The sequence below is a fragment of the Streptomyces sp. CA-294286 genome (assembly GCF_050947155.1).
GTDB lineage: Bacteria > Actinomycetota > Actinomycetes > Streptomycetales > Streptomycetaceae > Streptomyces.
This window is the reverse complement of record NZ_CP192005.1, coordinates 2,943,930-2,961,259: the sequence shown is the minus strand read 5'-3', so window position 1 is coordinate 2,961,259 and position 17,330 is coordinate 2,943,930. Positions and strand designations below refer to the sequence as shown.

At 71.3% G+C, this 17,330-nt stretch carries 15 protein-coding genes and 1 tRNA gene; 6 read left to right on the top strand and 10 right to left on the bottom strand.

Annotated features, from left to right (window positions below; translation table 11 throughout):
• Window positions 1-73 precede the first annotated feature (73 nt).
• The 6 genes from ACQPZG_RS17910 to ACQPZG_RS17885 all read right to left on the bottom strand — a co-directional run bounded on the left by ACQPZG_RS17910 (window position 74) and on the right by ACQPZG_RS17885 (window position 5,308).
• Entirely contained in the window at window positions 74-655 is a 582-nt protein-coding gene (locus ACQPZG_RS17910; protein ID WP_433546755.1) for a SigE family RNA polymerase sigma factor, read from the bottom strand.
• Between the two features lie 206 nt (window positions 656-861).
• Window positions 862-1,851, bottom strand: coding sequence for a DUF1906 domain-containing protein (locus tag ACQPZG_RS17905; protein ID WP_433546754.1), 990 nt, complete (start codon window positions 1,849-1,851; stop codon window positions 862-864).
• 61 nt (window positions 1,852-1,912) lie between these two features.
• Window positions 1,913-3,079 (bottom strand): lipid-transfer protein, encoded by a 1,167-nt coding sequence (locus ACQPZG_RS17900; protein ID WP_433546753.1) that lies wholly within the window; start codon window positions 3,077-3,079, stop codon window positions 1,913-1,915.
• Complete coding sequence (locus ACQPZG_RS17895) at window positions 3,076-3,504, bottom strand: MaoC family dehydratase (protein ID WP_433546752.1); 429 nt, start codon at window positions 3,502-3,504, stop codon at window positions 3,076-3,078. Before ACQPZG_RS17895 ends, ACQPZG_RS17900 begins: the two co-directional genes overlap by 4 nt.
• A gap of 132 nt (window positions 3,505-3,636) precedes the next feature.
• The gene (locus ACQPZG_RS17890) at window positions 3,637-4,758 is read right to left on the bottom strand and encodes a bifunctional MaoC family dehydratase N-terminal/OB-fold nucleic acid binding domain-containing protein (protein WP_433546751.1); all 1,122 of its coding nucleotides are present in this window, start codon (window positions 4,756-4,758) and stop codon (window positions 3,637-3,639) included.
• 238 nt (window positions 4,759-4,996) lie between these two features.
• Window positions 4,997-5,308, bottom strand: coding sequence for a hypothetical protein (locus tag ACQPZG_RS17885; protein WP_185032354.1), 312 nt, complete (start codon window positions 5,306-5,308; stop codon window positions 4,997-4,999).
• 306 nt (window positions 5,309-5,614) lie between these two features.
• Between ACQPZG_RS17885 and ACQPZG_RS17880 the strand changes: the two genes are divergently transcribed.
• Window positions 5,615-6,532 carry a bifunctional DNA primase/polymerase gene (locus ACQPZG_RS17880; RefSeq protein WP_433546750.1) on the top strand — a complete coding sequence of 306 codons (918 nt, stop codon included), beginning with the start codon at window positions 5,615-5,617 and terminating at the stop codon, window positions 6,530-6,532.
• Window positions 6,533-6,781: 249 nt separating this feature from the next.
• On the opposite strand, the gene ACQPZG_RS17875 is transcribed toward ACQPZG_RS17880, so the two are convergent.
• Together ACQPZG_RS17875 and ACQPZG_RS17870 are read right to left on the bottom strand one after the other, a co-directional pair.
• Window positions 6,782-6,868 (bottom strand) — tRNA-Ser (locus tag ACQPZG_RS17875).
• Window positions 6,869-6,911: 43 nt separating this feature from the next.
• Window positions 6,912-8,666, bottom strand: coding sequence for a S1C family serine protease (locus ACQPZG_RS17870; protein WP_433546749.1), 1,755 nt, complete (start codon window positions 8,664-8,666; stop codon window positions 6,912-6,914).
• Between the two features lie 268 nt (window positions 8,667-8,934).
• Here ACQPZG_RS17870 and ACQPZG_RS17865 point away from each other — a divergent pair, with 268 nt between their 5' ends.
• The 3 genes from ACQPZG_RS17865 (at window position 8,935) to ACQPZG_RS17855 (ending at window position 11,779) form a co-directional block, all read left to right on the top strand.
• Window positions 8,935-9,780, top strand: coding sequence for a glycerophosphodiester phosphodiesterase (locus tag ACQPZG_RS17865; RefSeq protein WP_433546748.1), 846 nt, complete (start codon window positions 8,935-8,937; stop codon window positions 9,778-9,780).
• A gap of 84 nt (window positions 9,781-9,864) precedes the next feature.
• Window positions 9,865-10,473 carry an ATP-binding protein gene (locus tag ACQPZG_RS17860; protein ID WP_433549450.1) on the top strand — a complete coding sequence of 203 codons (609 nt, stop codon included), beginning with the start codon at window positions 9,865-9,867 and terminating at the stop codon, window positions 10,471-10,473.
• 337 nt (window positions 10,474-10,810) lie between these two features.
• The gene (locus tag ACQPZG_RS17855) at window positions 10,811-11,779 is read left to right on the top strand and encodes a DUF5926 family protein (protein ID WP_433546747.1); all 969 of its coding nucleotides are present in this window, start codon (window positions 10,811-10,813) and stop codon (window positions 11,777-11,779) included.
• Window positions 11,780-12,044: 265 nt separating this feature from the next.
• Here the strand turns inward: ACQPZG_RS17855 and ACQPZG_RS17850 are convergent, their stop codons facing one another.
• Together ACQPZG_RS17850 and ACQPZG_RS17845 are read right to left on the bottom strand one after the other, a co-directional pair.
• Window positions 12,045-12,602, bottom strand: a complete 558-nt coding sequence (locus ACQPZG_RS17850; RefSeq protein WP_433546746.1) for a hypothetical protein — start codon at window positions 12,600-12,602, stop codon at window positions 12,045-12,047.
• Window positions 12,603-12,994: 392 nt separating this feature from the next.
• Entirely contained in the window at window positions 12,995-13,687 is a 693-nt protein-coding gene (locus ACQPZG_RS17845; RefSeq protein ID WP_433546745.1) for a bifunctional DNA primase/polymerase, read from the bottom strand.
• Window positions 13,688-14,428: 741 nt separating this feature from the next.
• Here ACQPZG_RS17845 and ACQPZG_RS17840 point away from each other — a divergent pair.
• The gene (locus tag ACQPZG_RS17840; protein ID WP_433546744.1) at window positions 14,429-15,670 is read left to right on the top strand and encodes a PP2C family protein-serine/threonine phosphatase; all 1,242 of its coding nucleotides are present in this window, start codon (window positions 14,429-14,431) and stop codon (window positions 15,668-15,670) included.
• 129 nt (window positions 15,671-15,799) lie between these two features.
• Entirely contained in the window at window positions 15,800-17,290 is a 1,491-nt protein-coding gene (locus ACQPZG_RS17835) for an aminopeptidase P family protein (protein ID WP_433546743.1), read from the top strand.
• Window positions 17,291-17,330 lie beyond the last annotated feature (40 nt).

Below are 17,330 nucleotides of genomic sequence, written 5' to 3'. Positions count from 1 at the left end.
AGCGGTATGTCACTACCCGGAGGTGATCGAAGAAGAAACCGCGGGTGGACCGGGCGGGGAGGAGAAGCGGACGTCAGCGGGCCGGGATCAGCTCCGGGTCCTCGCGGAGTTTGCCCAGCGCGCGGGAGACCGCGCTCTTGACCGTGCCGACGGAGACGCCGAGGACCTCGGCGGTCTGCACCTCGCTCAGGTCCTCGTAGTACCTGAGAACGACCATCGCCCGCTGGCGGTCGGGGAGTTTCATGACCGCGCGCCACATCGCGTCGTGCAGCGCCTGCTGTTCGGCGGGGTCCTGGACGGGCACCGCGGTGGAGCCGGTGCTGCTCGGCTCGGGCAGTTCCTCGCAGGCGAACTCGTCGACCTTGCGCTTGCGCCACTGCGAGGTGCGGGTGTTGACCAGCGCCCGGCGGACGTAGCCGTCGAGGGCGCGGTGGTCCTCGATGCGCTCCCAGGCCACGTACGTCTTGGTCAGCGCGGTCTGCAACAGGTCCTCGGCGTCGCACGGGTTCGCGGTCAGCGAGCGTGCGGTGCGCAGCAGGACCGGCCCGCGGGCCCGGACGTAGCTGGAGAACGACGGGTACCCGGTGAACGAGGCGGCGTGCCCGGCATGCCCGGTGGCGGCCTTGGATGCGCTGGTGCAGACAGGCGTGGTCATGTGTTCCACGCTAGAAGCGACGGCCGTCCCGGGGATCGGCCCCAGGTCCCGAAGCCATGTCCGCCTCAGGTTGTAGGGGTGGGGCGGGCCCCACCTCCTGAAGGTGGAGAGGCGCCCGGGGACCCTCAGGGTCGGACGCCTTCCGCCTGAGGGTCACCCCGGGTGCGGACGCGGGTACGGCCCGGAGCCGGCCCCGGGGGCCGACCTCACTCCCAGGTACGGGCCACCAGAGCGTCGACCCGGTTGCGGTCGATATTGAGCCGGTGGCCGCCGTGCGTCTCACGCACGTTGCCCACATACTGGTGGATGCGACGGTGCGGCATCCAGGCACGGCGGTGCAGCGACGGCTCGTGCTGGACGGAGGGCCGCACCTTCCAGCGGGCGAACCACATCACACTGGGCAGGTCCTTCATCCCGGCCTTGCGCGCCCACTCCATGTGCCGCACTCCCGAGCTCGCGCTGCTGTAGTAGCCGGGGATATAGCGGTGACGGCGGATCTCGCGGTTCCAGCCGCGCACGAAAGTCAGGGTCCGCTGCGCGCACGCCTTGTTCCGCAGGTCGTACGCCTCGATGTCGAGGTACAGCGTGCTGCCGGGAATCATGCGGTGCCAGCGGGCGCGTTTCACGGCGTCGCGCGCCTCCCGGACGCCCTGGTTCCAGGGGGCCCGGCCGATGGCGTACCTGCGCTTGTCACGGGCGTGCACGCACGGCGACTGGGAGCCGACGTACACCGGAAGCAGGAACCAGCCCATCCGGTCGACCGCGGTGATCCACTGCTTGTTCAGGTTCTTCTGGCGCGGGCAGCCCCGACCGCGACCACCGAAATAGATACCGACGGCCCGGTAGGGGGAGGCGCGCCGCCAGGCCCTCATGGTGGCGAGCGAAGGGGCTTCGCAGGTGTCGAAGCCCCAGCCGTTGAAGTGCACGGGCTTGCCAGAACCGGCCGCCACCCGGTGGAACTCCGTCGCGGGCCCGCCGTCCGCAGCGACCACGGGCCGGGTCGGCCGACCGCCGCCCGCCTCCACGAAACCCACCGACCGGTTGTCGTCCGCTGCCGCCGCCGTTCCCACCGGCACACTGTCCGCCGACGCTTCGACGGGAGGCAGCACGAGCGCGGTGAGCATCGCGGCGAACGCACCCGCGAACCCCAGCGCCCGTCCGGGCGGCCATTGTCGTACGTACGCAGAGAGTCTCATTCGGTACATATGGTGAGCTAACGGCCATTCGGCCGTGGAGTCCACGACTCACGCCGTACGGTCAGCGATCCGTCCCCAGGATCAACCCGGATGTGGGAACCCCGGTCCCGGCCGTCACCAATGTCCGCGCCGCGCCCGGCACCTGATTGACCGAGGTGCCCCGGACCTGGCGGACCGCCTCCGCGATCCCGTTCATCCCGTGCAGGTATGCCTCTCCGAGCTGGCCCCCGTGCGTGTTGAGCGGCAGCTCGTCCGATGCCACGAAGTCGGCCGCCTCGCCCGGCGCGCAGAAACCGAACTCCTCCAACTGCATCAGCACGAACGGCGTGAAGTGGTCGTACAGGACCGCCACATCGATGTCCGCTGCCCGGAGCCCGGAGGAGAGCCACAACTGCCGTGCCACCACACCCGCTTCCGGAAGCCCCGTCAGTCCGTCCCGGTAGAAACCGGTCATCTGCTCCTGTCCGCGCCCCGCCCCCTGCGCCGCGGCGACGATCACCGCGGCCGGCTGCGCGAGGTCCCGGGCCCGCTCGACGGATGTCACCACGATGGCCTGCCCGCCGTCGGTCTCCTGACAGCAGTCCAGCAAGCGCAGCGGCTCCACGATCCATCGCGAGGCGGCATGGTCGGCGAGCGTGATCGGCTTCCCGTAGAAGTACGCGGCCGGATTGCCAGCCGCATGCCGTCGACCGGTGACCGCGACGTGCCCGAACGCCTCGGGTGTCAGCCCGTACGCGTAGAGGTAGCGCTGCGCCGCCATCGCCACCCACGACGCGGGTGTGAGCAGCCCGAAGGGCAGGGCCCACCCCATCGCCGCCCCTTCCGCGGACGGTTCGCGCCGCTGCACGCCGGAACCGAAGCGGCGTCCCGAGCGCTCGTTGAACGCCCGGTAGCAGACGACCACTTCGGCCACCCCCGAGGCCACGGCCAGCGCCGCCTGCTGCACGGTCGCACAGGCCGCGCCGCCGCCGTAATGGACCCGGGAGAAGAAGGACAGCTCGCCGATTCCGGCCGCCTGCGCGACGGTGATCTCCGGGCTGGTGTCCATGGTGAAAGTGACCATGCCGTCGACATCCGAGGGGTTCAGTCCCGCGTCGGCGAGCGCCGCGTGCACCGCCTCCACCGCCAGTTTCAGCTCGCTGCGCCCGGAGTCCTTGGAGAACTCGGTGGCTCCGATCCCGGCGACGGCGGCCCGTCCGCCGAGGCTGTCGGCGCTGCGAACGCTCACGCGCCCGCCTCCCGGCCCGCGGTCTTCGCCGTGTTCACGGTGGGGAGTGCCACTCTCACCGTGCCCGTGACGTGGTGCCCGATCCCGTTGGCGCCGACGATACGTATCTCCGCCGTGCCCGCCGCTTCGTCCGCCTCGGTGACCGTCCCCCTGAGCACCAAGGTGTCGCCCGGATAGTTGGGCGCCCCGAGCCGGACCCGCACCGCACGCAGTCGTGCCCCGGGGCCGAGACAGTCCGTCACGTACCGCCCCACCAGGCCGTTCGTCGTCAGGATGTTCATGAAGATGTCCGGAGACCCCTTCTCCCGCGCGGCCTCCGCGTCGTGGTGCACATCCTGGTAGTCGCGGGAGGCGACGGCGCCCGCGACGATCAGAGTGCGGGTCACCGCTATCTCCAGCGGCGGCAGTTCCTCACCAACCCTCACCCTCGCCCCTCCTCCGGTCGGTACCCCGCTCTGGTTCTTTCCGGCACGACGTGCCCCCTGCCCACCTGTCCGAGTTCTCTCCCGGAGCGGTCAGGCCCGACCCGACGCCGGTGGCCGAAAACTCCCCCCGCATTACCCCCGACCGCCTTCCGCGCTCCGACCTCCCGCGGCCCGGCCACCCGAGTCCCCGACGACGCTCGACGCACCCCGAACGCCCGTTCCGTCCATCGCGTTCGTGCCTCCCGTACCGCGTGGAACCGCGCGGAACACCGGCAGTTCCAGCTCCGCGTCGTACTGCCGGAACTCCAACCGCACGGGCATCCCGATCCGCACCTCGTCGTACGGCACCCCGACCACGTTGCTGATCATCCGCACCTCCTCCGCGAGTTCGACCAGTACGACGGCAAACGGCGGGTCAAAGGCCGGGAACTCCGGGCGGTGCATCACCACGTACGAGAAGACCTGTCCCTCGCCACTCGCCTCGACCGTGTCCCAGTGGGCGGACCCGCAGGCATTGCACCCGGGCAGCCACGGGAAGCGCAGCGTCCCGCACCCGGGCCCGGCGCATCGCTGGAGCAACAGTCGGTGCGCCGCGACGCCTTCCCAGAAGCCGGCGTTGTCACGGTTGATCACCGGGCGGGGCCGCCGCACTTCTGGCTCCGCGCCCCCGAACGCGGATTGCTTGGACTCCTGTTGAGGTCTTATGGACCGTGTCGTCCCCGTCTCCGGGGCGTACTTGAGGATCCGGAAGCGGTGCGTCCCTGCCAGCGCCCCGTTCCCGTAGACATCCATCCGTGTCGTGATGAAGTGCCCGGCGCCCAGCCTGGTCGCCTTGCGGTCCGAGACCGACTCGATGACCGCACGGAAGGTGACCCGGTCGCCCGGCCGCAGGTCCCGTACGTACTCCTGCTCGCAGTCGGTCGCCACCACCGACGTGCACCCCACGCCGTCGAGCAGCGCGAGCAGTTCCTCGTACGCCGACGTCCGGCCCGTATGCCCGGACAGTCCTCCCATCGTCCATGCCTGGAGCATGGTCGGCGGAGCTGTCGCCCCCGGCCCTTCGTATGCCGGGCTGGTGTCTCCCATCGCTTCGCACCAGTGCCTGATCATCGGTTCGTTGACCAGGTCCTTGCCCACTCCCGAGGTGGCCGCCGCCCGCCCCTCGTACTCCTTCAAACGCGCGGGGAACCCGCTGCGTTCCCACTCGTCGGCGCGTCCCGCGCTCGATTCCGCCCTCACGGGCTCCCTCCGCATCCGGCCCTCGGTCCCGCGCACCCGGTGCGCGGCGTGTCGTCCGGACTCGCGCCGCAACCTTTCTGACTGTCCGTCAGTTCCGAGGATCCTGTCAAGGCTGTCGGCACCCCGCCCCCGCACAGCCGGTTCCGCGGGAGAAGACTCGCCCCGACACGAGAACTGCCTGTACGGCGGTGCCGAAGCACCGCCGTACAGGCAGTCGTTCACCCCGCAGCACAGCCCCCATCGGGCGCGCCGTCTACCAGAGGGGGAAGAAGTTCACCGCGACGTTGGAGTTGCCCTGGTTGATGGCCGTGAAGCCGGAGCCGTTCACGCTGGCGTTGTTGCTCTGGTTCGAGGCGCCGGCACCGTTCGCCACCTGCTGGGTGGTCGTGGAGTTGCCGTTGTTCGTGCCGCCCACGCCGCTGCCGGCAATGGTGGCGACAGCCGCGTTCGATCCGTCGTCCGCGAAGGAACCGTTGTCGGCGACTGCCACACCGGTGAAGAGGGCGGCGGCCAGCGGGAGAGCGGCAACAGCGGCGACAACGCGGGCGTTACGGATGCTTGCCATGTCAATTCCTCCAGGAACTGGTAAGTACGGCTGGTTCCGAGGAAGTTGGCCGACCGCCTCGGAGTTGGTGACGACGTCGCCCCATCAGACTCGCCCACCGAATCCCCGGCGAACCACCCATCGCGCCTTTATTCACGCTCAAGCGTGATGATTTGTCGATAAACCCCCAAGCAGGCGCCAAAACACTCCGGCTGTACCCAAAGGGCCCACACAATCCAATAACCCCACAAGGCGAAGCGTTCCGGCAGATTTTCGGCCAACTTTTTCCCACTTCCCTTAATCGAACATTCATACGACTATGGAGGCATGGCCACTCCGGACCGGCTCACCGCCACCCTGGCCCTCGCCCACGCCCTCTCCGCGGCGGAGCGCGGTCTACCCGTCATCCCCCTGTCCCGCAGCAAGCTTCCGGCCCTGCGCTCACCGCACCACGAGGAGCGCGACAGCTGCGCCGACATTCCGCCCAGCCCGCCCTGCCGCGGCGAGTGCGGGCTCCCGGGCCACGGCGTGCACGACGCCTCCGCCGACCCGGCCACCGTCCGGGCGCTGTTCGCCGCCGCGCCCCGGGCCACCGGCTACGGCATCGCCTGCGGCCGCCCGCCGCACCACCTCATCGGCATCGACCTCGACACCAAGCACGGCGCCGACCCGGCCGCGGCTCTCGAACGACTGGCCCGGGACCACCGCTTCACGATTCCGGACACGGTCACCGTCCTCACTCCGTCCGGTGGCCGCCACCTCTGGCTGGCCGGCCCTCCCGACCTCGCGGTCCCGAACTCCGCGAGCCGTCTCGCCCCCGGCATCGATGTCCGTGGCACCGGCGGCTACCTGGTCGGCCCCGGCTCCCTCACCGGTCAAGGCGTCTACCACCTGGCCCCCGGCACCGCCGCCCTCCCGGTCGCCCCCTGTCCGCCGGCCCTCCTCGCCCTCCTGTCCCCGCGCCCGCGCGGCCCGCGCAACCCGCCCCGGTTACCGCCGCCGGGCCAGGACCGGCGCCCCGGCCGCACGAGCGGCCACGGTCTCGTCGAGTTCGTCCGCGCCGCCCACGAAGGCCAACGCAACACCCGCCTCTTCTGGGCCGCATGCCGCGCGTACGAGAACGGCCTCGGCCCCGCCCTGGCCCCGGCCCTCACCGAAGCCGCCCTGCACACCGGCCTCAGCCTCCACGAAGCCCGCTCCACCATCGCCTCGGCAGCCCGCCTGACGACGGGCACGCACGCGTGACAGGAGTGGACGGGCACCCGGGCACACGCGCGTGACAGGAGCGGACGGGCACACGGGCGTGACGGGAGCGGACGGCCACACGGGGACGAGAACTACAGGCACGCGCGCGTGAAGGCGGCAAGAGCCCCACGGATCACAGCGGCCCCCAGCGACCCGCGCCGGCTCCCGTACGACCGGGGAGGGCACCGCTCCCCGCCCAGCACGAAGGCCCCCGACCGTGACGTCCTGGTCAGGGGCCTTCAACAACTGCGGTGGGTGTGGGATTTGAACCCACGGTGACATCGCTGCCACGACGGTTTTCAAGACCGTTCCCTTAGGCCGCTCGGGCAACCCACCCTCGCGCCACCCGCCTGCGGTGACGCGAGGACAGCCTATCCGGTCAGCCGTCGCCCTCGCGTGCCTGGAGGGTGACTTCCGCCGTGGCCTCCTTGCCGCCGCGGGTGTAGGTCAGGGTGACCTTGTCGCCGGGCTTGTGGGTCCAGATCTCGCTGATCAGCGTCGGGCCGCTGTCGATGACCCGGTCGTCGAACTTCGTGATGACGTCGCCGGGCTTGAGACCGGCGGCCGCGGCGGGGCCGTTGGGGGAGATCGCGGGGGTGTTGCCGGTGCCCTGGTCGGCGATCCTGGCGCCGTTGCCCCTCTGTTCCATGCCGACCGTCGCGCCGATCATCGGGTAGACCGGCTTGCCCGTCCTGATGAGCTGCTGGGCGACGGACTTGGCCTGGTTGATCGGGATCGCGAAACCGAGACCGATGGAACCGGACTGACCGCCTCCGGAACCGAAGCCGCCGCTGGGTACGGACTGGATCGCGGAGTTGATGCCGATCACCGCGCCGCGCGAGTCGAGCAGGGGGCCGCCGGAGTTGCCGGGGTTGATGGAGGCGTCCGTCTGGAGGGCGCTCATGTACGAGGACTTGCTGCCCTGGCCGTCGCCCGAGGCCACCGGGCGGTCCTTGGCGCTGATGATGCCGGTGGTGACCGTGTTGGAGAGGCCGAAGGGGGCGCCGATGGCGATCGTCGCGTCGCCGACGACGACCTTGTCCGAGTCGCCCAGCGGCAGCGGGGCCAGGTTCTCCGGGTTCTTCAGCTTGATGACCGCGACGTCGTACCCCTGGGCCCGGCCGACGACCTCCGCGGCGTACTTCTTGCCGTTGGAGAACGTGACGGAGAGGTCGCCGCCGTCGGCCGCCGAGGCCACCACGTGGTTGTTGGTGAGGATGTGGCCCTGCTTGTCGTAGACGAACCCGGTGCCCGTGCCGCCCTCGCCGTTGCCGCCCTGCGCGTCGATCGTGACGACCGAGGGGAGCGCCTTGCCCGCAACCCCCGCGACGCTGCCCGGTTCGCGCTTGAAGTCCTGCGGGTTCCCCGCCGCGGAGATGGTGGTGGATCCGCCGGGGGAGTCGGCCTGGCGGTTCGCCAACCAGAAGCCGATCCCGCTGCCCAGGCCGCCGGCGACCAGAGCGGCGACCAGAACGGCCGCGAGCAGTCCACCGCGGCCCTTGTTCTTGGGCGGCGGAGCGTCGGCCATCAGCGGGGCGGCCCAGGGGTCGCTGCCACCGCTCCCGCCGTCGCCAGGGTGGCCGAAGGTGCCGGAGTGACCCTGTCCGGAGCCGTGACCGCCGCTGGTGCCGTACGAGGAGGGGTAGGCGGGCGGCGGGGGCGGCCAGGCACCCCCGTGAGCGGGAGCAGCACCGTGGGCAGGAGCAGCCCCGTGAGCGGGAGGATTCCCGGGCGTAGGCGCTCCCCCGTGAGCGGGAGCGGCTCCCGTGGCAGGCGGCAGCGGTCCGGAGGCAGGCGGGTACGCGGGAGCCGCCGGGCTTCCGCTTCCCGAGGCCGGAGCCGTCGGAGCGACCGATGGCGGATCCCCCTGAACCGGAGCATCCGGAGTCCGAGCGTCCGGAGGCCCGGCAGGTCCGGCGGATCCAGAAGCGGCAGCAGGTCCAGCAGTCTCAGCAGGTCCGGCCTGCGCGCCCCCGGCCGGAGCAGCCCGAACGCCCTCGTCCCGGACCCGGCCGTCCGGCGCGGTCCCCGGCCCCCCGGCCGGAGCAGGAGGGGTGTCCTCGACCGGAGCAGGAGGCGGTGGCGGTGCCGACGGGGCGGCCGGTACCGCAGTGCCCTCGTTCTCGGTGCTCACAGCTCTCTCCTCGGTTCCACGTCGTCCTGGGTCGGTTCGTCGCACTTTTCGCGCACGTCGTTCAAGTGTGTGGCGTCAGCTTTTCCCACAGCACGTCAGAGCACTGTAAGCGGGACCTGTGTGTCGGCCGGGCATCCTTTATTACGGACCAAACGGACGCGTCCGTGCACTCCCACGAGGGAGCCCGTCCGGCCGCCGAGCCCCTTGCGCCGGCCGCCGCGTCCGCACTTCGCGTACACCTGCCCCGCGTCGGTGACACCATGTCGCGGTGACCCACGCACGACAGCAGACCATTCAGGTAGTCGCCCACCGCGGAGCCTCCGAGGAGGCCCCCGAGCACACCCTGGCCGCGTACCGGAAGGCGATCGAGGACGGGGCGGACGCCCTGGAGTGCGATGTGCGCCTGACCGCCGACGGCCACCTCGTCTGTGTGCACGACCGCCGGGTGAACCGTACGTCGAACGGCCGCGGCGCGGTCTCCACCCTCGAACTGGCCGATCTCGCCGCCCTCGACTTCGGCTCCTGGAAGGGCCGCGAGGAGAGCGCCGAAAGCCCGGACTGGGACCCGGGCCGGGAGCCGGAGCGCAGCAGCGAGCCCGGCGACTTCACCTCCGTACTGACCCTGGAGCGACTCCTCGGACTGGTCGCGGACGCGGGTCGTCCGCTGCAACTGGCCATCGAGACCAAGCACCCCACCCGGTGGGCCGGCCGGGTCGAGGGGAGGCTGCTGGAGATGTTGAAGCGGTTCGGCCTGGACAAGCCGCCGGGGGAGCCGGACGTGCCGCCGCCGGTACGGATCATGAGCTTCTCGGCGCGTTCCCTGCACCGTGTCAGCCTCGCCGCACCCGCGATCCCGACGGTGTACCTGATGCAGTTCGTGACGCCCCGGCTGCGTGACGGGCGGCTCCCGGCGGGCGCCGGGATCGCGGGTCCCGGCATGCGGATCGTGCGCAACCACCCCGGGTACATCGCCCGGCTGCACCGCGCCGGCCACCGGGTCCACGTCTGGACGGTGAACGAACCGGAGGACGTCGAGATGTGCGTGCGCCTCGGCGTGGAAGCGATCATCACCAACCGCCCCAAGCAGGTCCTCGCCCAGCTCGGCCGCGGCTGACCCGGTTCACGGCGTCGCCCACGCCCGAACCGTCCGGCGGTGACTACGGGGAGTGCGCTGGCGCATCCGTACCGTATTCGATCGATGCCAGTGCCTCACTGGCCAGGGCTTGGCCGGTTTCCGGTCCAGGCCATTGGGGAATTCAACGGTGGCGTGGGGGCGAAGGAGGTCTCGGGGGTGGCGTTGGTGGAGGCACAGGAGGTGCCCACGTCGTCGTGCATGGCCATTGCACATGGTCCTGCCGGTGTGGGAGCGGCAAGACGTCAGATGCGTGCGGAGTTGTACGCAAAAGGCGTGTCCGAATCGATCATTGATGATGCGGTACTGATCCTTTCCGAACTTCTCAGCAACGCCTGCCGCCACGGCAGGCCATTGGGGAACGCGGCGGAGGTCGGCGAGGGCGACGTCCGGGCCGCATGGGGGGTCGGACCGACGGGACGGCTGACCGTGGAAGTGACGGACGGTGGCGGTCCGACCCGACCTGTTCCGGCCACTCCGTCGGTCACCGCCAGGGGCGGTCGCGGGCTGAACATCATCAGCGCACTCGCCCAGGCATGGGGCGTACGGGACGACAGGGCGTCCGGCGAGGTGACGGTGTGGGTGGAGCTCGACGACGGTCACCGGCACCACGACTTCGCCACCCGGGTCGCGCCGCCCTCCCTCGACTTCGCCATCCCCTTGGACGATTTGTAGACGCACGCCACGTCAGGGACGTACGGGCTTTCCTCCGGGACGGTTCGCGGGGGCGTGCACGCCCCCGCACGGGCCTCCTCCGCCGACGACTCGCGGAGACGTGCCGACCTCCTCCGGGGACGACTCGCCGGGGAGTACGGCCGACCCCGAAGGCAAGCGACCGGCGCACTGCCGGGGAGGGGCCCGGCTCGCCCCGACGCGAGCGACCGCCGTACGCGGGCCACGCGCCCGCCGACCGCCGGTTGGGGCCGAAGCCGCGTACGCACCGCAAACCCCCGCTCCCCCATTGCGGCTAGGCTCGCGCCGACACCGCACAGCCGCAAGGGGAGAAGCACGCATGGCCAAGAAGCGCCCGCAGACCAAGGCAGCCAAGCCGCAGGCCGCCAGCAACGAGCCGGTGCCGGTGGTCGGGGCGCGCGAGCCCTGCCCGTGCGATTCCGGCCGCCGCTACAAGGCCTGTCACGGCCGTGCCGCCTCGCACGCGGTGACCGAGCTGGTCCAGCGCCCCTTCGAGGGCCTGCCCGGCGAGTGCGACTGGGTCGCCCTGCGCGAGCTGGTCCCGGCCGCGACCGTCGCCCTCACCCTCAAGGGCGGGCTGCCGGAAGGCGTTCCCTCCGTCACGCTCGCCACGGTCCTGCCGATGGCCTGGCCGGCACTGCGCCGCGAGGACGGATCCGTACTCCTCGGGCTGCAGAACGACACCCCGTCCGGCGACCTGAGCCGCGACCTCGCCGACACCCTCACCAGGGCACTGTCCGCCGAGCCGGGCAACCCGGTCGCGGCCGACAAGGCGCCCGCCGACGGCCCGCGCCTCCAGGACCTGCTGGACCCGGACGCCCCCTTCGCCCCGACCGTGCACACCGGCTTCGAGTTCTGGGTGCCGGACAGCGACAACGCCAACGCCGAGGTCACCGCCTCGCTGGAGCGGGCCAACGCCGCCGCCATCCCGACCGTACGGCTGAGCGGCGTGGACTCGGCCTACTGGTGCGAGACGCCCGAGAAGAACCATCTGCGCTGGGCCATGCCGCACCCGGAGGAGAAGCTCCTCGACGCGCTGGCCCGGCTGCACGCGGCCGGCACCTCCTCGCTGGGCGAGGGCACCCGCCTCGTCGGCTCGTTCCGCGCGCACGGGATCACCGTCCCGGTCTGGGACCTGCCGAGCGCGATGACGGCGGAGGAGTGCGAGAAGCCAGCCGCCGAGTTCGCCGGGCGGCTGGCCGACGCACTCGCCTCGGACACCCCGCTGAACGCCGAGGAGCGCCGCTCCCGCGGCGGCCTCACCAACCGGCAGGTCACCCTCAGCTGAGGCATCCGTTGCATGTCGCACAACGGGACGGAGGGGACGCGGTGACTCCGGTCACAACTCCCCGTACTGGTGGGTAAATCCCTGTCTGAATACACGAGATCGAATTTGCGAACAGCAGATCTCTTGTTACCGTTCTAGGAGCCCGGTCGCTGGTGCATCCCCCGTCGCCAGCGATCGGGCCTTTCACTATCTCCGCCCGCTCGGGCATCTGATCAAGTCTCAGCAGAATCGGTCACGTATCGATCATGGACTGGTCAAAGATCGGTCATCCGGCGTCAGGAACAGCCGAGTTGCTACCGGATCGCAGCAGCAACGGACCGTCTGCCTCCGGACCCGCGAATTCCGCAACCGCCGTCCAGGGCTCCTGCGCACTCCCCCGGCCCACCGTCGTCCGACCGGCCGGACCGTGCGGCGTCTCGCAGGCCCCCGGCTCGTCCTCCGCGCCCACCGGGCAGCGCACGCGCACCGAGCGCCCGGCGGGGCCCATGAGGGTCAGCACCGCGTCCAGCTCCGTCCCGGTCGCGTTGCGGTAGTACGTACGCGCCCACGAGCCCCGACCCTCCGTGAGCACGCAGGTCTGCGCCTCCACCCCCTCGGGGGAAGCCACTTCGGGACCGCACTGCGCGTGCGCGCGCTCCGGCCGGCCCGCCTTCGGATCGTCCGCCGCCACGCCGGCCGCGGGTCCCGTCGTCCCCTCCTGCACGGAGGCGGGCGCCGCCTGCACCGGGTCCGCGGGCGCACCCGCCGGTTCGGCAGGTCCTGCCGACGCTCCCGCGAACGGCAGCAGAACGGTGAACACCACGACGGACGAGAGTCCGAGCATGCGGATATTCAAGGGGAGTCCCACCTGTCGGCTGCCGGGGTAATCGTGACGGTGGGCCGAACATATCGGCGGACGGGGCGCGTCCCGACGGCCGCGCGCCCGATTCCGCTGAACCGGGGCCCGCTCACACCCTTACGAGTGAGCGTCACACCGCGAGAGCCGCACAGTGGGAGCCGAACCTCGGGAGCTGTACAGCGGGAGCCGAACAGCGGGAGCGCGCCGCGCCGGGGAGCCGCAGTGAGAGCCGCACCTCTCCCTCGACGGCGACCGCGCACCCGGGCACGGACCCGGGGACCGTCCCGGTCCCCGGATGCACGGCCTCCGGATGCACGGCCTCCGAATGCACGGTCGTCTCCGGATGCACGGCCTCCGCTCCCTCGGCCCGGCCGTCCTCAGTACGCGAGCCTGCTCCCGCCGCCCGGCGCACCGCTGCTCGCCACGACCAGGGCGTCCAGCACCGTCTCGACGTCCGGCAGCCACGGCCGCCCGTCCCGTCCGGTCACCGGCTCGCGCTCCCAGCGCACCTCGCCCGCGCCGGTCTGCGAGGTCGGCAGCACCAGGTAGCCGCCCTCCCCGTGGAACCGCAGGGAAGCGGGCACCCGGTCCTGGGCGTAGAGCAGTTCGCCCAGTCGCTCCAGGGAGTACGGGGTCACCAGCAGCGACCACCGGGTGGGCGTCGCCACGACCGGGCCGAGCCGCACCTCCATCCGGTCAAGGGCCACCAGCGCACGCGCCCCGGCCAGCGCCGGGAGGCTGAGCGCGCAGGGCGCGCCGCCTCCGGTGGCCAGCAGCACCGGCGCGGTCGGGCGGATCCGCCACCACCAGCGCACCATGCGCGCGTCGGTGGTGGCGGCCAGCAGCCCGGGGTCGAAGGGGTGCGCGCCGGGAACCACGCACTCGGGGTCGGGGCAGGCACAGATCCTGCCGGGGCCGGGGGCCGGATCGTCGCCGACCGTCGTCAGGCCCACGCCCGGGAGCACCGGCCACTGCCATGCGGTGGCGCAGGTCAGCGCCGTACCGGGTGGGGCGGGCCGCTCGCTCCGCCGGAGCTTGCGCCTGCGTCGCCTTCCGAGGATCTCGCGCATGAGCGCTCGTTCCTTTCCGTTGAACGCCGAGGTCCAGATGACGTACCGAACCGTTGCCGGGCAGGACACTGCCGGGGCACTGACAAGACTGCGCTGTCACAGCCTCTTGAGAGCGGGGCGTGGAACGTGGCGGGGGGTGGCGCGCACGAGGCGCTTGCCCGTCCCGCAGGACGTCGCCGGAGCTTCTGATGGTGCTTGGATTCCGCTTGTTCGTGCGGTGCGACTTGCGTGCGGCTCTGCCGTGCGACTTCCGGTGGCACTTTCCCTGGTGCTTCCCCGCGACTCGGGGACCGTGCCGGGCCCACAGCGAAGAGGACGCATGCGCCCGCCGCCGGGTTCCGGGACGACGGCTGCGTGGCCGCACTCGCCCGGACATCCACGAGTCAGATACCCAGCACGGCTGATATGACGCGCTGTCGATCCCCCTCAGTCGATCGCAAATCTCCGCCGGGGACTGCACTTTCACGCCAAGTTCGCGATCACCAGTTTCCCCGGGGACACCATGAATCCCTCCAGGACAATGCTGGACATCGCCTTACATCTGCGTGTAGATGTGGATCCGTTGATAGCGGCGCAGAACGACTGGGGGTTTGCGATGCTATTGCGCGAAAAGCACCAGGTGGAAAGCCGGCTGACATGAGCGCCCCGAACGTGCCGAAAGTGGCCGGAATCAATCCCCTGCTTCCGCCCCCCACGCAAACTTCCGCGCCTGCGGGAAAGATCCCAGCCCGGACCGGAGCGGTGATCCAGGACCGGTTGGCCGGCTGGGTCTTCGACCTCACGACCCTCCACGAGAGCACCGGCCGCCTGGTGGCCACCAGCGCGCTCGACGAAGCACTGCACGAAGCGGTACGCGCCGGAGCCGCCCTCGTCGGAGCCCGCCGAGGTCTCGTCGCACTCGAACCGGCCGACGGACTCGGGCCCGACACGACCGTCGGGTTCGGCCTGACACACGCCGATCTCGGCCACATCGAGACGGTGCCGAGCCCTTCGGCGGACGACCCGGGACCGGGCCTCTTCGGTTCCAGTCCGGACCTGTTCCACGAGGAGGACCTCGACCCGCTGCACCGGGAGGTCGCCGTCCGCCTCGGTTACGCCGCCAGCTACGCGCTTCCGCTGGCCGGACCCTCGGGCCGGCTGGGCACGCTCGTCTGGCTGTACGACGAACCGGCGGAACCGGCCGAACGAGAGCGCCGTCTGGTGGGCCTCTACGTCCAGTACGCCGCCGAACACCTGGCCCGTCTGCTGGAGCTGGAACGGGCACGCGCGCGCGTGGCGGCACTCACCCGGGAACTGCGGCCCGGCAGACTGCCCCGCGTCCCCGGGGTGCAGATGGCCGTACGGCACCACGCCGGCCGGCACGGCGGCGGCGACTGGTACGACGCGCTGGCGCTGCCCGAAGGGGCACTCGGCCTCACCGTCGGATCCGTCTCCGGGTCCGGCCCCGGCGCCACCGCCGCCATGGTGCGGATGCGGGCGAGTCTGCGGGCGTACGCCGTCATGGAGGGCGAGGACCCGGTCGCCGTCCTGTCCGACCTGGAACTCCTGATGCGCCTGACCGAGCCCGCCCGGTCGGCGACCGCGCTGCTGGCGTACTGCGAACCGGCCAAGCGGACGGTCGTCCTCGCCGGGGCGGGGCACAGCCCGCCGCTGATCGTCGGCGAACGGCGCACCGAGTTCGTGGAGACGTCGCTGTCCGCTCCGCTGGGAATGCTGTCGTGCTGGGAAGCGCCCAGCGTCGAGATCCGTCCGGAGCCCGGCGAGACCGTGCTGCTGTACACCGACGGGCTGCTGCAACGCACCGGCGACCCCATGGACCGGGCCTTCGCGCGACTGCACGCGGCGGCGGCGAGCGCGTCGAGGACGGTCCGCGAGGACCCGGAGGCGCTCGTCGACCACGTCCTGCGGACGGTGCTGCCCGGCGGGCTCGACGAGGCGGAGGCGACGGAGGACGTCGTGCTGCTGGCGGCACGTTTCGACTGAGTCCGCGTCGGCACGGGACTGATTTCTCACAGTTGTCCACAGGCTGGGGAGCCTTCGACCGCACGGACATACGATGGAGGGCCAGGAGGCGGGAAACCCCTGGCCCTGTGTCGTATGAGGAGACGTTTCGTGTCTGAGGAGACCAAGCCGGAGACCCCGGAGACCGTTGACGGCGAGGCCGCCGAGGCCACTGAGGAAGAGCCCATCAAGCAGCGCAAGAACGGGCTGTACCCGGGTGTGTCCGACGAGCTCGCCGAGAACATGAAGTCCGGCTGGGCCGACACCGAGCTGCACGGCCTGGAGCCGGTGCCGCAGGCGAAGCACACCGCCGCCCGCCGCGCCGCGCTCTCCGCGCGCTTCCCCGGCGAGCGTCTGGTGATCCCCGCGGGCAACCTCAAGACCCGGTCCAACGACACCGAGTACGCCTTCCGCGCCTCCACCGAGTACGCGTACCTCACCGGCGACCAGACCCACGACGGCGTCCTCGTCATGGAGCCGACCGACACCGGCCACGACGCGACGCTCTACCTGCTGCCCCGTTCCAACCGGGAGAACGGCGAGTTCTGGCTGGACGGCCAGGGCGAACTGTGGGTCGGCCGCCGGCACTCGCTCACCGAGGCCGAGCAGCTTCTGGGCATGCCCGCCAAGGACGTCCGCGAGCTGCCGGAGGCGCTGCGCGAGGCCACCGGCCGGGTGCGTGCCGTGCGCGGGCACGACGCGGGCATCGAGGCCGCCCTGGCCGACAAGGTCACCGCCGAGACCGACGCCGAGCTGCGCGTCTACCTCTCCGAGGCGCGCCTGGTGAAGGACGAGTTCGAGATCGGCGAACTCCAGAAGGCCGTCGACTCGACGGTGCGTGGCTTCGAGGACGTCGTGAAGGTCCTCGACAAGGCGGAGGCCACCTCCGAGCGCTACATCGAGGGCACGTTCTTCCTGCGCGCCCGCGTCGAGGGCAACGACATCGGCTACGGCTCGATCTGTGCCGCAGGCCCGCACGCCACCACCCTGCACTGGGTCCGCAACGACGGCGACGTCCGCTCGGGCGACCTGCTGCTGCTCGACGCCGGCGTGGAGACCCACACCCTCTACACGGCCGACGTCACGCGCACGCTGCCGATCAACGGCACGTTCACGCCGCTCCAGAAGAAGATCTACGACGCGGTGTACGAGGCCCAGGAGGCCGGTATCGCGGCGGTCAAGCCGGGGGCCGCGTACCGCGACTTCCACGAGGCCGCGCAGCGCGTGCTCGCCGAGAAGCTCGTGGAGTGGGGCCTCGTCGAGGGCCCGGCCGAACGCGTCCTGGAGCTGGGCCTGCAGCGTCGCTGGACCCTGCACGGCACCGGCCACATGCTCGGCATGGACGTGCACGACTGTGCCGCCGCCCGACGCGAGGCGTACGCGGACGGCACGCTGGAGCCGGGCGTCTGCCTCACCGTCGAGCCCGGCCTGTACTTCCAGGCCGACGACCTGACCGTGCCCGAGGAGTACCGGGGCATCGGCGTCCGCATCGAGGACGACATCCTCGTCACCGAGGACGGCAACCTGAACCTGTCGGCCGCGCTTCCGCGGCGCTCCGACGAGGTGGAGGCGTGGATGGCCGCCACGAAGGCCGCCCAGTAGTCACGCGGGCAGAGCCGGTCCCTCCGTCGAGCGGGGCGGC

Coding starts and splice junctions, on each gene's coding strand:
- ACQPZG_RS17905 (WP_433546754.1), bottom strand. CDS start 1,851: ATGAGACTCTCTGCGTACGTACGACAATGGCCGCCCGGACGGGCGCTG.
- ACQPZG_RS17860 (WP_433549450.1), top strand. CDS start 9,865: ATGCCAGTGCCTCACTGGCCAGGGCTTGGCCGGTTTCCGGTCCAGGCC.
- ACQPZG_RS17845 (WP_433546745.1), bottom strand. CDS start 13,687: ATGCGCGAGATCCTCGGAAGGCGACGCAGGCGCAAGCTCCGGCGGAGC.
- ACQPZG_RS17880 (WP_433546750.1), top strand. CDS start 5,615: ATGGCCACTCCGGACCGGCTCACCGCCACCCTGGCCCTCGCCCACGCC.
- ACQPZG_RS17850 (WP_433546746.1), bottom strand. CDS start 12,602: ATGCTCGGACTCTCGTCCGTCGTGGTGTTCACCGTTCTGCTGCCGTTC.
- ACQPZG_RS17910 (WP_433546755.1), bottom strand. CDS start 655: ATGACCACGCCTGTCTGCACCAGCGCATCCAAGGCCGCCACCGGGCAT.
- ACQPZG_RS17885 (WP_185032354.1), bottom strand. CDS start 5,308: ATGGCAAGCATCCGTAACGCCCGCGTTGTCGCCGCTGTTGCCGCTCTC.
- ACQPZG_RS17855 (WP_433546747.1), top strand. CDS start 10,811: ATGGCCAAGAAGCGCCCGCAGACCAAGGCAGCCAAGCCGCAGGCCGCC.
- ACQPZG_RS17890 (WP_433546751.1), bottom strand. CDS start 4,758: ATGCGGAGGGAGCCCGTGAGGGCGGAATCGAGCGCGGGACGCGCCGAC.